Origin of the sequence: Pedobacter heparinus DSM 2366, assembly GCF_000023825.1 — a bacterium.
In the GTDB taxonomy this organism is placed as follows: domain Bacteria; phylum Bacteroidota; class Bacteroidia; order Sphingobacteriales; family Sphingobacteriaceae; genus Pedobacter; species Pedobacter heparinus.
Map to the genome: position 1 here is coordinate 4,989,454 of NC_013061.1, position 14,860 is coordinate 5,004,313.

Here is a 14,860-nt window from a genome sequence, read left to right on the forward strand (position 1 = left end):
GATGGTACAGCAATTAGTTTTTAAGGATAAAGCCAAGCCCGTTTCCAATTAACCTTTCTGCATTAAGTGCCAATGCAGGCTTATTTAAAACATTCCACGTTCCTTTAGTCAAATCCTTAGCCACTAAAGTTGAGGACGAAGCTCCGTCAAGGTTGACTGCGTCTTTTGTACCAAGCGCAGCCATAATATCTCTTAAGTCAACAAGCGTTAAACCATTTGAATAAGTAGCTTGTGATCCATCCACTACAATTGCATAAATTACCTTATTGGCATTATAACCAATTGCTGTCCGGGCACTAATCGTAGCGTCAGTCAAAGTGGCTTTTATATTGTTGTCTACCAGCCACTGATTCCCCCCAACTGCATTCTTAATCTGGGCTTTATCAACAGGTCTTTCTACCCCCTTTGTATCCTTTCCCCCAATAACTATTGTCCCATCCTTCATTGCAGCAAAAAAGGTTCTCCCTGTAGCAACAGTACCATAGTAAACCCGATTATTTATATAAAACAAACTGGTTGGGGCACCTGTTGTACTAAAGGTATCACCATTAACAGCAGCAACAATATTTGTTCCCGGAAGTTCATTGTCCCTGCACATTTCGGAAAGCCTCTGCAAACCATTAATGTAGTCATTATAAGGCGCCATTGCCTGAATTTCAAGTTTTGGCGTTTTCATATCAACTTCCATAATAAAGATTCTTACAGGCAATTTATCTTTCCTGAGAAAAGCCAGCCTGGTAATATTTATTCCAGCAGTAACAGAACCTGTCTCATCCGAAATGAATGTTCCAATTACCGTGGTATTGTCCATAATCTTCTTGGTAAGAGGTTCAATCACATTATCCACTACTTCTTCTGGTACATCTGTACCCCCATCTTCTTTTTTATCTTTTTTACACCCGTAAAGCACAGTTGTTAATGCCCATACCAATAACGTGCATTTAAAAGTGAAAACTTTCACTTCAACCTTAACATTTTTTAAATTAAATAATTTCTTCATGTTCGTAACATCTTATATATAGTGTTATACTTAAAAACAAATTGCCCTACCTGATGTGGAAAAAGGACACATAAGGCTTTTCTGTAGCAGAGGACATCCCTGCATATCCGTGTGCATATACAGTATATGTACGTTGATTTAATAATGAACTGGCACTGGTATAATTTGCTAAAACCGTAGCTGTCGTAACCGCTGCTCCAGCCGGACGAATTTTCCAGGTTCTTCCAGCATATCGGTTCAACGTAATGTAATTGCTGATTTGCAGATAACCAATATTTCCTGCCACCAATTTATCTGCTGCATTATCAGTTGCACTTTGCCCATAATACAAGTCTACAGCAGGCACATTTGGCATTAAATTAATAAAGCGGTATACCGCATAGCCGGAATCGGGTTTCAAGAAATTTTCTTCCGTAAGTACAGACTTTGTAAACTTAGCCGTATCCGCAATATGTATAACATATTTTTTGCCGCTTTCAATGTTTATGGTGGTATTATATAACTCTAATGAGTCCAACCCATTATCTTTCTTGAATGGCATTGCAACAGTAACCTTCACCTGCCCAGGGTCAACTGTCAGGTAATCAGCTCTAACATCTCCACGCGTATTGTATCCCCCACCGGGAAAAGGTGTACGGTTCTGGATCTGGGAAGTTACCCGTCTACCGTTAAACTTCACTATAACCATCCTGTCATCTTTATAAGGAGAAGCGTAGTTAATTTTAATCAGAGGCTGTTCATCACCAAATTTCCGAACGTCGCCATAATCTCCAACAGTCTTCTGGCAACTGGATAAAAATAGTAGCGAACAAAATATAATTAATAAATTTCTAAATATTTTCATGACAATAGTTTTTAATTTTCAGTAGTACTAAACCAGGTCTCTTTAGTATTGTAATCCGGTGCCAATCCACCTATACGCTCTATTTCTTTTTTATTCCAGATATATTCAGAATTGTAACGCGGACGATAACGATAAGCGTACTTGTTGCCATTATTGGGTGCAAACTCTGTCCCTGTCAATTGATAATACTGCGTAAATACTGTAGCATCATAATGGTATTTTCTTAAATCACACCACTGCTCCAATCCTGCCCAACCCCATTGCGCTATATATTTCTGATTCATAATATCGGATAATTTAAGCTGGCTCACATCCTGAGCAACTTCAGCAGAAGCCATATAGGGCTCAATTTCAGCAGGGGTTATCACTTTAAAATCTGCACCAGCATTTCCATAGGTATTGACAAATGTCATATGTGCCCGGATTGCTCCCTGGTAAGTGATGAGGGCCGAGGGTTTATCTCCCTTTATAAACAAGGCCTCAGCTTTAGCGAATTGTAGTTGAGCATAACTCATCAATGGATATTGAGAGGTATTACTAAAAAGGTATTTTCCCGGATAACCACCAATTGTACTTCCTGTAAAAGTACCCAATACATAAGGTGTCACAGGCACACCCGTTACCGCGACAGTTCCTTTGGTTGGTATATTTCCCCTGTAGTAAAATGCAGGGGTACTAATCGTTGTCTGCGCAGGTGTAAGCATACGGCTCAGCCTTGGATCAACGGATGTCACTGGGTCAACAGCGGGCACGCCTCTTACCCCACCAGTCAGGAGACTTAAAATTGTAGTTGAAATCCTTGACGCAGTAATCAATCCATAATCGGCACCCAACACACACCCATCATCGGAACCGCTCGCAGTAAACTTCACCGTTGCATCCTCTGAAGTATTGACAAAAGACAGATCCGCATATTTAATTACGCTATCCGCATAGGTTGAAGTAAAATTAGGCTTATTAACCAGGTGACTATAATGAAGCGCCAAGTTTCCATAAACAAATTTTTTCCACTTATTCATATCACCTCTGTACATGAAATCTCCCGAAGCACCAGCAAGCACAGGTTTATAATTTACAGGACTTTCCATATTCAGATATTTTATAGCCAAAGCACTCCATTCCCGTACCCTTTCATAAACTTCCTTTTGATTTTGATAACGAAAGGTCAAGGCAGTAGGATTAAAAGCCTCATCCAATACTATATCACCATACATATCTGTAGTCATCTGGAACCCCCAAGCTTTAATTGCATACCCCATTCCAACATATTCATATTTTTTGTTTTCAAGCCCATCATTGATCATATCTTCAATATTCAGTCCAAGGTCGGCATAATTCATCCGCCAGATTACCCCAGTTACATCTGAAGGAGAGGCTGGAAAACCGTGGCGCTCATACAAATCATTAGCTGTGGCACTTGTAAAATTTTGTGTCAACCTCATCAGCTGCATATAATCCTGAGAGGTTCCATTGGCCATTTGAAAAATCAAACGGGAAATCAAAAACTCCGCCTTTGCTATCTGCGGATTTGAGGGATTTTTATTGATATCCAAAAATTTCTTACATCCTGCAGTGGTCATTAACACAACACACATAAACAGAACTATTTTATGTTTTTTTATCGTCTTCATTACTTTATGCTTTTAAAGTTTCAATTTCAAACCAAAGTTTGCTGTTAAAGGGCGACCCATATTATAATAGTCTATTCCCATCCCACCTGCTCCACCGAGAGAGGCATTGTTTGAATTACTTTCAGGATCCATTCCTGAATAGTTGGTAAACAACACCACATCCGTTAGCGTTACAAACACACTTGCACTTTGCAGAAAAGGCAACCGCTTAAAAACTGTTTTTGGAATAACATAGCTTAAGCTAATGTCCCTTAAACGAATTGTATTGATGTTCTTTTCAACAAACATCTCTGCGGAAACATTCGTAGTATAATATAGTGAATTCAGATACGGGGTAACAGCAATTGCATTTGGCGTTGGGTTGTTTGTGTTTTCCAAGCCGTCTTTTAACACGCCCTTTACTACTCGTGGTTCTTCTCTATCAAGAGTCTTGGTGCTTATACCACGTGTATAATTTACGTATTCGGTACCATTTACAATATCTCCCCCAATACGGAAATCCCACAAAAAGGAAAGATTAAAGCTTTTTAACCTGATATTATTTGTTATTCCAAATGTAAATTTTGGCTGACGATCACCAATCACTTCATAGTTTTCACCAGTTGTATACGGAAGACCTGTAGCCGGATTGATCAAAATATCCCCATTATTGTTCCTGTCAAAACGTATACCTCCAATGGCAGTCATACTTGCCCCAGGAAATACCGCAGACCTCAAGCCACCAAGTACCCAAGTATCCGAATCATACAATTCCGGCAGTTCATCAGCAATAGAAATTACCTTACCCCTGTTCAGCGCAAAGTTGAATGTCGCATCCCAGCCAAAATCTTTTCTTTGGATAGGTGTACCCATCACCTGAATTTCAACCCCCTGATTCCGTACCTCACCTCCATTCAGCATCCGTAAGACATAACCCGTTGCGTAGCTGATTCGTGGCTGAATGATCTGATCCTTACTCAATAAACGATAGTAGGTAAAATCTAAACTCAGTCTGTCTTTAAACATTTTCAAGTCAAACCCGGTTTCCCAATTAATTGTTGTTTCGGGCTTAAGCTTACGGTTTCCTCCGTTATAATCATAAGAAAAGCCACCTCCACTCGATGTTCTTGGTGTTAAATTGGTTAAAACAGCATAAGTTCTCCAGGGCTCTTTACCTGTTATACCTACCGAAGCCCTAAGCTTACCACCTGTTATCCAGTCAATTTCCTTGAAATACTTAAGATCAGTAAAATTGAAAGCAAAACTGGCAGAAGGGTAGGCAAAATATGGGTCATTTGGCATCAAACGTGAAGCACCATCAACCCTTCCTGAAAGTGTTAAATAAACAAGCGAATTGTAACCTAAAACCGCCTGGGCAAATGCACCAACAGTTCTATAATTATTGATAGAATTACGTGCTCTCTGTGTAGTAGGCAATGTATTGTTGATACTATAGAAGTTAGGATCATACATTTTTTCCCCATATATTGAGTTCGTATTGATATAATTATCACCTATATTCCCACCTAGTACAAATGTGGTACTGAAGTTCCCGATTTTATGATTTGCTGAGGCAACAACAGAGCCATTCAGTATCCTGGTTTTCCGGTCATAAGTTGTGATTCTTCCCAAAGCAGGATCATCAGCAGAACCTGAACCTGCATAAGACTGTCCGTTAAAAGCCTGCAATCCAGCTGTGTTAGAGACATCTGCGGCCATCGTTACATTAATATTCAACCACTTAGTTGGCCTGATACGAAAAGTATTGTTCATCATAAAACGGTTTGTCTCATCCGTTGACGTATTCTTATAGGCTGTCCAAAAAGGGTTGTCAAATTCACTATAAATATCAGCCACACGCAACACCCTGTTACCTAGTTCATCCTGCCAGTAATTGATGTCATATCTTGGAGGAAAACGCAGTAAAGTAGACAGGTAGCCAGAAACACCTTTAGTTGGCTTCACATTCTTACTATTGATATAGTTAAAAAACGTTGTTAATTTTAACCAGGGAGCAATCTCTCCTTCCGCAGTTAAACGTGAAGAAAACTTATCCAGGTTTGTATTGGGCACCGTACCATTAAACGTGGCATATTGATTGGACCAACGATAGGTATATTTTTCAGTACCTCCTTCAAAAGAAAGGTTTTGCTGCTGCGAAATTGCATTCTGAAAGAACGCATCAAAATTATTATAAAGCTTGGTTCCTTCAGGATATACCGGACCACCATAAACTGTTGTATTGGAAGCATATATTCCATTCAGTCCCTGATTGTATTTGGTTTGTACTTCTGGCATATTAACTACACTAGAAACGTTAAAGTTTGTACTGTAGTTAATACTTCCTTTTCCTGCTTTTGCTTTTTTAGTCGTAATCAGAATAGCCCCACTAGCTCCAAGGTTACCATATAATGCTGTTGCTTCTGGCCCTTTTAATATGGTATAACTTTCAATATCTGCTGGGTTAATGTCACCAGCACGATTGGAGTAATCCGAGTTACGGTTGGGTGCCCCTCCTATCAGATCATTGGTCTGGTTGATAATTGAATTGTCAATAGGCAACCCATCAACTACAATCAGTGGGCTGTTATCCCCACTTACTGATACAAAGCCCCTCAATACAATTTGCGATGATGCACCGGGATCACCACTGGTCGGATTGATAGATAAGCCTGGAACACGTCCTTGTAAACCACTGAAAAAGGATTCTCTTTGTGTCTGGGAAACCTCATCTCCACTCACTTTAGGTGTAGAATAACCTAGTGATTTGGAATCCCGTTCAATACCGTAGGCAGTTACCACAACTTCATTCAACCCTTTTGAATCCGCGCTTAAAACAACGTTGATTATTGAGCTACCACCAACAGGTCTTTCCTGAGGGAGTAATCCGATGTAGCTAAACACAAGGATGTCCCCCGCCTTAGTCTGTATGGTATACACACCCGATGAATTTGTTTGAGTAGCCGTCTTCGTCCCTTTAATTAAAACAGAAGCCCCAGGGACAATACCTCCATCTTCAGATGAAGTTACTTTACCGGAAACGGTAATTTGTTGTGCCATGGCATGTGACACCAACAAAAAAGTCCCCATGAATAACATGAGTAATTTTTTTTTCATAATTGTCAATTTAGTTTAGTAGTGTGGTAGTGATTTGGGTTGGTTTAGTTAATTTTTAGTTTTTGATATGTTTTGGTTAATTGTTTCTTTAGTCGGAACGCCTCCGAAAGCATACGTTTTGTTAGTTTGATGGTTGGGTTGGTTGGTTTTTTAGCATCAACAAATACCGCAATAACCCGCAGAAATGCAACGCTTTAGTAAAGATCATAAAAGTTTCTTACAAAAAACAATAAAAAATAAAGTATTTTAAACTTTTAGCTGCCGTCAACCTCGCACAAATGCGCAAACTCCTGCATTTTGTTTTAATGATATTTTATTTACATTAGCTAAAAAATATTTTATGCTCAAAAAAGAAAGGCACGACTTTGTAATGCGCCAGATCAACTTACACAACCGTGTGCTTACATCTGACCTTGTTCAATTGCTCAATGTCTCTGAAGATACCATCCGGCGTGACCTTCAGGAATTGGCAGACAAAGGCCAGCTTTCTAAGGTACATGGTGGTGCGCTCTCAAAATCTTATCAATCTTCTTTTGACGATAGTGAAGTTTATGCCAAGGATGCCAAAATCCTCATCGCGAAGAAAACCATTCCCTTAATAAAAGACGGAATGGTCATTTTAACAGGGGGAGGAACCTCTATTATAGAGCTGGTAAAACAACTCCCCGAAAATTTAAATGCAACCTTCTTTACCATCAGCCCCTTTGTAGCCATAGAACTGGCAAAATATCCCCGAGTAGAGGTGATCCTTATAGGTGGTTTATTTTCGAAAAACTCGCAGATAACTTATGGAGGGCATGTTATCAACCAGCTTTCAGAGATCAATGCCGACCTTTGCCTGCTGGGTACCAGTGCCATACACCCGTTGGACGGACTAACAGATACCGATTGGGAAATTAACCAACTGAAAAAAGCCATGTTCAGCTCTTCAAAAAGAGCCGCTATTCTGTGCATTTCGGAAAAACTGGATACTTCGTTAAGGTTAAAAGTGGCTTCCCTGGATAATATAGATTACCTGGTTACAGAGCTGGATCCAGGAGCCGAAGAACTTAATGCTTATAGGGTAAAAACGCTACAGATACTTTAGAAAAAAGGATGCTTTCCTAAACTCCCTTAAGAAAAGCATCCTTTAGACTAATATCTTAATGAACTTTAACCTGTGTTAAATATTTTTTTTTCATTTCATTAATATACATTTCGGTAATATTAGGAAGATCCTTAAAAGGAAATAACATTTCCTTATATAAATACTCTTTATCAATAATAAAATAAAACGGTGAACCTACATCATTCAACAGGCCGTCATCTCTAACATTATAAATTTCAAAATCGAATTTATTGGAAATCTTGAATGCCTTCAAAGATCTTTCAAGGTTATATTTGGAAATTACCAGTAGGCTTCTTTCGATCATTATATCCCGTGCAATCATATTCTTTAACTTCCTCAGTTCACTTTTAACGCATACGTCACAGTTCCTTTCTGAAAAGTAAAATACAATGCGCTTACCTGAGCCAAACAAATCTCTAAATTCTGATTCCTTTCCATTGCTATCAACAAGGATGGCATTTGACGGCACTTTTGTATTGGCATACCTTAATACCAATCTATTAAAGTTTTGAAAATTATGAGTGAAAATTTGATTCAAAGCTTCAAGTCTATTTGTTCTCGTCTGATTTTCACTTCGCAAAACTTGAAAATGCAAATAAATTGCAATACATGTGCATGCCGATATAATTGTTACGGCCAACATTACCCAAAATAGATTCCTATTCATAAAAGTTAGGTTTTGCAAATACTAATATTGGATTATCGGTTCTTTTAACTTCGCTTTCTAACCCACAAGCATCTTTAAAAAGCTTTGTTATAGATAAAGAGTCACCTTTATCTTTGTGTTTTGCCAAATTGTATTTTAGAGCTGCCGGATCTATTAAGAAAATAAAATCCTCACCACTAGCTCCTACAGGTGTTGAATTAAAACTGCCAAGAAACCGATTATCAATTATTAATTTCACTTTGACAAATCTATTGTTTTGTCGATTGATGTAAATATGATATAGTTTACCTTCAGTTACACGAGAACAATAATAAAATTTAGGTGTTGCCATAAAATTACATAGCAAGGAATTAGAAGCTGATTTCACAGCTTTACTCTTCTCAAATTTAATATTCAATATTGGAACAATTGAATCAGTTTTTACTTCAAATACCGTATCCACATTTGTTTTGGTAAAAAAGGTTTCTTTGTCTCTATAAAAAAAATTAAATAGAGCAAACGTCGCCGCATCACGGTTTGTAGACCTTATTTGTTCTTTTAAAATCTTTCTTTTATTCAAATCAAGAGTAAAGAATTCAAAGTCAAGATTAAGCCCTATACCTGTATTTGCATTTTTGTTAACAAAGAAGTTAAAAGTTTCATTTTTTGATTCTACAGGTGCAAAACTAATTGCCTTAAATGGCAAATTAAATGTTTCTATTAACTCCCCATTTTCAACACTATATTTACTAACAGTTCCTTCACTTAAAATATATAAATTTTTCTCAACAAGGCAAATATCTAATGGCATATATAAATCCGATTTTTTTGGTGCTACTTTATAAATGAATTTACCATTTATATCGAAAACGAATACGGCCTTAGACATTTTGTAATCCAACACAAAAATGCGTCTATCTTTCAATAAAACTTTACTAATTGAGCCCAGAAGAGATTCTGGTAACGTTTCTAGAATAACGTATTTATAACTCCCCAGTATTTCTGTTATCTTAAGCTTTTTACCTTCCTCAGATAGATCAATATTAACTTTCCCATTTTTAAATAATGACTTTTTAACAATATGATGTGCCTTATCGTCATATTGAAGCGATAGAGTGGGGCTAACACTTTTATTGTTAGCCCCACTAAAACAGCCAATTATAAAAAATTGGAGAAAGCAAATAATTATAATTCTACTGAATTCTAAAGAAAATCGCATTTCCATCAATAAGGATGACAGTCTAAACTGTATTCGCATGAATTCGGTTTATCTGTTACAGTGCATATGTAAATTACTCCGGGTGTTGGGCTCATGACTGGCACCCAATCGCAAAATACTTCACCCGCTATTGAGTCACAAACCCATTCCATTTCTCCTTGATCGGAATCATACCAACAACTAGCTCCAGGCTCTTCCATATAGTAACTACAACCATTAGTACTTTTTGTTACCTTTTCTAAACTAGCCAAAGTTACATTACCATTATAACTGGTGTAAGTGTCTGCTTTAAACTTAAAAGCAGAAATAGCACAAATTGCCACAATGCATGTAGCAACATAAAAGAGATTTAGTTTTTTCATTTGATTTTGATTTATGGTTAATTATTAGATTTTTTAACTTAAACATAAATACACTTGAAAAGAGCATTCTTTACCAAAGATAACAACATATAGCACATTAAGAAATATTATTTCAAATTATTAACATGAATATAGTGCTTTGCAATTTCTTTTATCTCTAAAGTTGCTGAAGATGTTATTTTATCTTCAATGTTCAAAATGCTATTTGCTGTATACACGGCCATTTTGTTGTCTTTATTTCTTATAAAATGCTGCATAAGCAGATATCTTGGATACAATCTATTTGGGGTCATATTTATAGCTAAATTAAAATTTAGCTCACTATTTTTTCGATCATTTAAAAATGAATAAGATTGCCCCAAGGTATAATATACGATTGGATCTGATGAATAACCCTTTGCTTGATTAAGTATCTCGATTGCTAGGTCATATTGACCGTTTAAGAACAAACAACGCCCATAATATACTAAAAATGGCCCATTAGAATACAAAGTGGGGTATTGCAATTGAAGCACATTCATAGCATTATCGACCTGATTATTTCTTTTCATGTTATCATCAGCAGTTTTCCAGGCACTAAGAGCAGAAGCATTTTCAACTAAATTCCATGTGGCCCACCCAACAATAAACATCAATGAAATCTGTAAAGTAATCATCCAGGATTTTGACAAAATGATAATTACTTTATTGGATTTTTCTATCTCACTTATAAATAGAGCTAAAAAAGAAACAAAAACTATTTTACTGCCAAGCATGCTAAATGGATAAGAAACAAAGCTTTGTATGAAAACCGACAGTAGCACATAAAAAGAAATATGAAGCAATGTATTGGATGAATCATAGTTACTATAGTATGCTTTGATCACAAAAAATATTAATGAAATACAAAACAGCAATCCAATCAAACCATAATTAATATATACTTCAACAAATTCATTATAAGCGTATGTAACATTTCCAGCCAATTTTGCTTCTTTTGAATTTGGATTAACATTTTCCCTGGCAAAATACCGTCCTTGTATTACATTATAATGGTGTTCGAAATACTCATAACCTCCTCCAAAAATGACATCTACAGGCTGCTCTGTAAGTGCCACTTTCCAAATCAATAACCTCCCCGTAGACGAATCCTTCTTATATAAAAAAGCTAACAATGCAGTAATTAAAACAGATAACACCAAAAACACGAATAGATAGCTCTTAATAGAATAAGATGTTTTTTGAAATTTCAGGTTAAAAAAAATAGCTAAAGGAACTATAAATATAACAGCAAGTGCAGTGCGAATATTACATGCAGCAATAACCAGAATGCTTACAAACAAAAGTCCTTTCAACAATAGCATTCCTGTCTTGCCGTTGAAAGACGGGGCTAACTTTTCAATCAAGCTATTATCTGCATGGAACAGAATTGTTATTGGTATCGTCATCAACATTGACAATAAACACGTGTACGGCCCTGGATTGAGAAATGTCCCTGTAATTTTAAACAACGGACTGTAAGTTGGGAAAACATCTATCCATTGCAATAGGCCTATTATTGACAGAGTTGTAGTCAGTAACAATGAAAGCACTATTAAAAAAAATCGATATCTTTTATCATTAAATATATAGATAAGCATAATTATATAAATTAAAAGAAACAGATCAACATTAAAAAGAATATCATTGATCAGGGAAGTATCACGTATCAGTTCTATTAAAATTGAGACTCCAGAAAATATGATAATAAACAATGTAATATATTTTATTTCCCTCTTGTTGGACCTATAAGTCGGTTGCACAATTATAAATACGGACAACAGTGCAATTATACCAAACAAAAAAACGAGATTTTTTGTGCTGGAAAACCCATCGAAAAAAAAATGACTGTAAAAGACAGAGGAAAATAAAAGAATAGATAAGATTATTTTAATTATAGTACTTTCATCATAAATTTTTGGCATACCTAACAAAACAAGAGCGATTAAAAGCGTTAATGTTTAAATTCAACAGATAAGTAAAACTTTCACTGCAAGTTAAAGAAAAAATCACATTTAAGTTAACCTAAACTTTCGAAAATAGTTAACAACAAGCAGCTCAAACAATCCCTACTCATACAACTACACTCATATTTTTACAATCTCTGCATATTCCAATGAAATTGGTGATTTCCTACTTTTGGTGGTGAACTTAGATACTGTTTCTTTTTTTGACTATTGCACATTATTGAGTTAATTAGTAGCTGAAAATATTATTCAGGATTAAATGAATACCGATCTACAAAAACTTCATGATGTTTGGATGTCTAGCAGGGCTTTTCAAAACACAGATGCTCCAAAAATCAGTTTCGATGACTTAACCAATTCCATTGTCAGCACCGGACCATTCTATTATTATATCATTGATTTTTATGACATGGTACTTTCTCATGTCAGTCATTCAATTGCCGATATACATGGCCTGAATCCGCAAACGGTGACTTTTGATGATATATTAAACACGATCCATCCGGATGATATAGAATTTGTTGCCAATGCAGAGTCTTTTCTTCACCGGTTTTTTCAGGAAAAGATCCCTCCTGAGAGATTGCTTAGTTATAAAATGAGCTATAGTTTTAGAAGCAGGATGAAAAACGGAGAATATGTGCTGCTTAATCACCAGGCTTTGCTGCTCACACTGGACGAGAACGGGCGCTCAGGAAAGTCATTGAACATCCACACCCGGATAGACCACCTCAGTAAGTTCAATACCCGCCAAATCTCATTGATTGGTTTAAACGGGGAACCTTCGTTTATGGATATGTCTTTGGACAAATCCATTCATGACCTGCCAGCTTTTTCCAGACGGGAGATGGAAATTATCAGGTTGATTGCCCAGGGGCTGAACAACAATGAGATTGCTGAAAATCTGTTCATCGCGGTACTAACGGTCAAAAAACACCGGAAAAACATTTTAATGAAATCCAATTGTAAAAATACAGCCGAGCTGATCAGTAAGAGTGTGATACAGGGTCTGATTTATTAATGGCAAATAGATGTTGAGACAATCAGGGCTGACCAAGCTGCCCGCGTCAAACAAAAAAGGGTGCCTTCCCAGGCACCCTCATTTCAAGCATTAACAAAAAACAGGGATTACCACAACTTGGTCTGCGTTAATTTATAACCTTTTTCCTGATACTGAACAATCTGCGTTTGCCCAACCGGGGCAAGATAAGCACGATCGGTAAAAGCATTTCTATTCGCTGCGCCGGTTACCATCCAGAAACCCACCATTGCGGCCGCATTGGTGCCATCATAGGTAACAACAGTTCCGTCCAGCTTTCTTACTTTTACTGTTTTTGCAGTCGCATTTGCTGCAGTCAGAAAAGCAGGAACCTCTGCCTGAACATTTACCCATGGTCCCATTAAGTAATCAGGATTGGTAAAGTTCATATTACTCAATTTTTTCCAACGCTTCAGATCAAGTAAACGCGAATGTTCCAACATCAGCTCCATTCTTCTTTCCCTACGAATTTCCCAGATTAAAGCTGGTACATCTCCATCACGTGCAGGATCAGTGGGCAAAGCGGCCAAACTTAATGGCGCTGTTTTTACCACGCCTTTTCCAACAGCAACAGCATCTACCGGACGGTTGCGAATAGCATTAATTGATTTATCGATATCACCCTGGCCAACTGCAGCACCACCGTAATATGTTGCCAGTTCAGCCTTTGCTTCTATCCAGTTCAATACCACCTCACCTAAGCGCATTACAGGCGCATCACTGGTATTGGTATTACTGCCCCAGGCAGCGGGATAACTCTTACCAATATAGGTAATGGCCTCTCTGGATGCATATTTAAAACTATACAATAACGTTGCTGAAGTTCCTAGCGCCCTGTCAATAAATGAAGCTTCAAACCTTGGGTCTCTGGTTTTTACCAGATCAGCAATGGCAAATGAACTTGCATTAGGCACTGCCGAATTTTGCCATACCTTACCGTCATTAACAATAAACGACTTAATAAACACCAGGTTCGCATCTACACCCGGCACCTCTGTGCCATTATTATAGGAGCCAATGGAATGCATGATACCCAAACCAGCATCGTATGTTCTATAAAAAATAACTTCGGGGTTACCTGACAGGTTATCTGAAGAGAACAAGGCTTTATAATCACTGCCAAATGTCCATTTTCCCGCCATCACATAATTCCCCGCCTCCACTGCAAACTCCAGGTATTTTTTTGCCCTTGCCGCATCCAGGTTATGATAGTGCTGAAAAGTTCCCTCAAACAACATGAATCTGGATATAAAAGAAGCCGCAACGTACCTGTTCAGGTTCTGCACATTCAAATCGCTTTCACGCATATTTGCCATTACATATTTGAAGTCGTCGTATACTTTGTCCATAACCAAACCACGATCATCTCGGTCTTTGTACATGGTAGGCAGGTCACTCTCTTCAATATCCTTATCAAAATAAGGCACATCCCCAAACACACTTACCAAACGGCAGTATTCATATGCACGGAAAAACCTTGCCACCGCAGTCCAGTGTTTATAGGCATCATCAGAAAGATTTGGCTTGGTAACATTATCTATCCGGTTAAGGAACAGATTCGCCTTACGGACCCAGGCGAAATCCCAGGTAGGGCCCGCATACGTACCTAACCAATCTGCAACTTCGGATGTAGACCCTCTTGTAGTTGGCACACTGCTTTCAAAAGCTGCCTGTACGTTTTTACTGGTCAGGTCATCTGAAAATGTGTATCCCCTTACCGGTGTATAATCAACAGTAAAACTGGTATTATATCCATTAAAATAATTGGCATAAAAACCATTAGCATACAAACGAAGATCATCTTCGTTCCTCCAGAAATTATCATTTCTGTAAGAAGACTGTGGAGGTCTGTCTAACACCTCTTTATTACAAGAAACAAATAAAACTGTTACTGTAACCAGGCTATATATATATCTAAAATATCTCATATCTC

11 protein-coding genes are annotated in these 14,860 nt (G+C 37.4%); 2 read left to right on the forward strand and 9 right to left on the reverse strand.

The window, feature by feature from the left end; all coding sequences use genetic code 11:
• Positions 1–13: 13 nt before the first annotated feature.
• Genes PHEP_RS20585 through PHEP_RS20600 form a run of 4 tightly spaced genes read right to left on the reverse strand, consistent with a single transcriptional unit; the run spans position 14 to position 6,571 of the window.
• A complete protein-coding gene (locus PHEP_RS20585; RefSeq protein ID WP_015809927.1) occupies positions 14–1,000 on the reverse strand; it encodes a phosphodiester glycosidase family protein in 987 nt (328 codons plus the stop codon).
• 46 nt (positions 1,001–1,046) lie between these two features.
• Positions 1,047–1,844, reverse strand: a complete 798-nt coding sequence (locus PHEP_RS20590; protein WP_015809928.1) for a DUF4397 domain-containing protein — start codon at positions 1,842–1,844, stop codon at positions 1,047–1,049.
• 11 nt (positions 1,845–1,855) lie between these two features.
• Complete coding sequence (locus PHEP_RS20595) at positions 1,856–3,475, reverse strand: SusD/RagB family nutrient-binding outer membrane lipoprotein (RefSeq protein WP_015809929.1); 1,620 nt, start codon at positions 3,473–3,475, stop codon at positions 1,856–1,858.
• Positions 3,476–3,487: 12 nt separating this feature from the next.
• Positions 3,488–6,571, reverse strand: coding sequence for a SusC/RagA family TonB-linked outer membrane protein (locus tag PHEP_RS20600; RefSeq protein ID WP_015809930.1), 3,084 nt, complete (start codon positions 6,569–6,571; stop codon positions 3,488–3,490).
• A 340-nt stretch (positions 6,572–6,911) separates the two neighbouring features.
• Here PHEP_RS20600 and PHEP_RS20605 point away from each other — a divergent pair, with 340 nt between their 5' ends.
• Positions 6,912–7,658, forward strand: coding sequence for a DeoR/GlpR family DNA-binding transcription regulator (locus tag PHEP_RS20605; protein ID WP_015809931.1), 747 nt, complete (start codon positions 6,912–6,914; stop codon positions 7,656–7,658).
• A gap of 55 nt (positions 7,659–7,713) precedes the next feature.
• Here PHEP_RS20605 and PHEP_RS20610 read toward each other — a convergent pair whose 3' ends face one another.
• From PHEP_RS20610 to PHEP_RS20625, 4 genes are all read right to left on the reverse strand, one after another.
• Positions 7,714–8,346: a hypothetical protein gene (locus PHEP_RS20610; RefSeq protein WP_143715785.1), complete on the reverse strand. Its 633-nt coding sequence runs from the start codon at positions 8,344–8,346 to the stop codon at positions 7,714–7,716.
• Positions 8,339–9,550, reverse strand: a complete 1,212-nt coding sequence (locus PHEP_RS20615; RefSeq protein ID WP_015809933.1) for a 6-bladed beta-propeller — start codon at positions 9,548–9,550, stop codon at positions 8,339–8,341. Before PHEP_RS20615 ends, PHEP_RS20610 begins: the two co-directional genes overlap by 8 nt.
• Entirely contained in the window at positions 9,550–9,906 is a 357-nt protein-coding gene (locus tag PHEP_RS22110; RefSeq protein ID WP_015809934.1) for a hypothetical protein, read from the reverse strand. Before PHEP_RS22110 ends, PHEP_RS20615 begins: the two co-directional genes overlap by 1 nt.
• Positions 9,907–10,013: 107 nt before the next feature.
• A complete protein-coding gene (locus PHEP_RS20625; RefSeq protein WP_162141677.1) occupies positions 10,014–11,333 on the reverse strand; it encodes a CDC27 family protein in 1,320 nt (439 codons plus the stop codon).
• An 817-nt stretch (positions 11,334–12,150) separates the two neighbouring features.
• On the opposite strand from PHEP_RS20625, the gene PHEP_RS20630 reads away from it, so the two are divergent.
• Entirely contained in the window at positions 12,151–12,909 is a 759-nt protein-coding gene (locus PHEP_RS20630) for a LuxR C-terminal-related transcriptional regulator (protein WP_015809936.1), read from the forward strand.
• 107 nt (positions 12,910–13,016) lie between these two features.
• On the opposite strand, the gene PHEP_RS20635 is transcribed toward PHEP_RS20630, so the two are convergent.
• A complete protein-coding gene (locus PHEP_RS20635; RefSeq protein WP_015809937.1) occupies positions 13,017–14,855 on the reverse strand; it encodes a RagB/SusD family nutrient uptake outer membrane protein in 1,839 nt (612 codons plus the stop codon).
• Positions 14,856–14,860: the final 5 nt, after the last annotated feature.

What these genes read in the sequence shown, in the direction of transcription:
- PHEP_RS20590 (WP_015809928.1), bottom strand. Translation starts at nt 1,844, where the DNA reads ATGAAAATATTTAGAAATTTATTAATTATATTTTGTTCGCTACTATTT.
- PHEP_RS20615 (WP_015809933.1), bottom strand. Translation starts at nt 9,550, where the DNA reads ATGGAAATGCGATTTTCTTTAGAATTCAGTAGAATTATAATTATTTGC.
- PHEP_RS20635 (WP_015809937.1), bottom strand. Translation starts at nt 14,855, where the DNA reads ATGAGATATTTTAGATATATATATAGCCTGGTTACAGTAACAGTTTTA.
- PHEP_RS22110 (WP_015809934.1), bottom strand. Translation starts at nt 9,906, where the DNA reads ATGAAAAAACTAAATCTCTTTTATGTTGCTACATGCATTGTGGCAATT.
- PHEP_RS20600 (WP_015809930.1), bottom strand. Translation starts at nt 6,571, where the DNA reads ATGAAAAAAAAATTACTCATGTTATTCATGGGGACTTTTTTGTTGGTG.
- PHEP_RS20630 (WP_015809936.1), top strand. Translation starts at nt 12,151, where the DNA reads ATGAATACCGATCTACAAAAACTTCATGATGTTTGGATGTCTAGCAGG.
- PHEP_RS20625 (WP_162141677.1), bottom strand. Translation starts at nt 11,333, where the DNA reads ATGACGATACCAATAACAATTCTGTTCCATGCAGATAATAGCTTGATT.
- PHEP_RS20610 (WP_143715785.1), bottom strand. Translation starts at nt 8,346, where the DNA reads ATGAATAGGAATCTATTTTGGGTAATGTTGGCCGTAACAATTATATCG.
- PHEP_RS20595 (WP_015809929.1), bottom strand. Translation starts at nt 3,475, where the DNA reads ATGAAGACGATAAAAAAACATAAAATAGTTCTGTTTATGTGTGTTGTG.
- PHEP_RS20605 (WP_015809931.1), top strand. Translation starts at nt 6,912, where the DNA reads ATGCTCAAAAAAGAAAGGCACGACTTTGTAATGCGCCAGATCAACTTA.
- PHEP_RS20585 (WP_015809927.1), bottom strand. Translation starts at nt 1,000, where the DNA reads ATGAAGAAATTATTTAATTTAAAAAATGTTAAGGTTGAAGTGAAAGTT.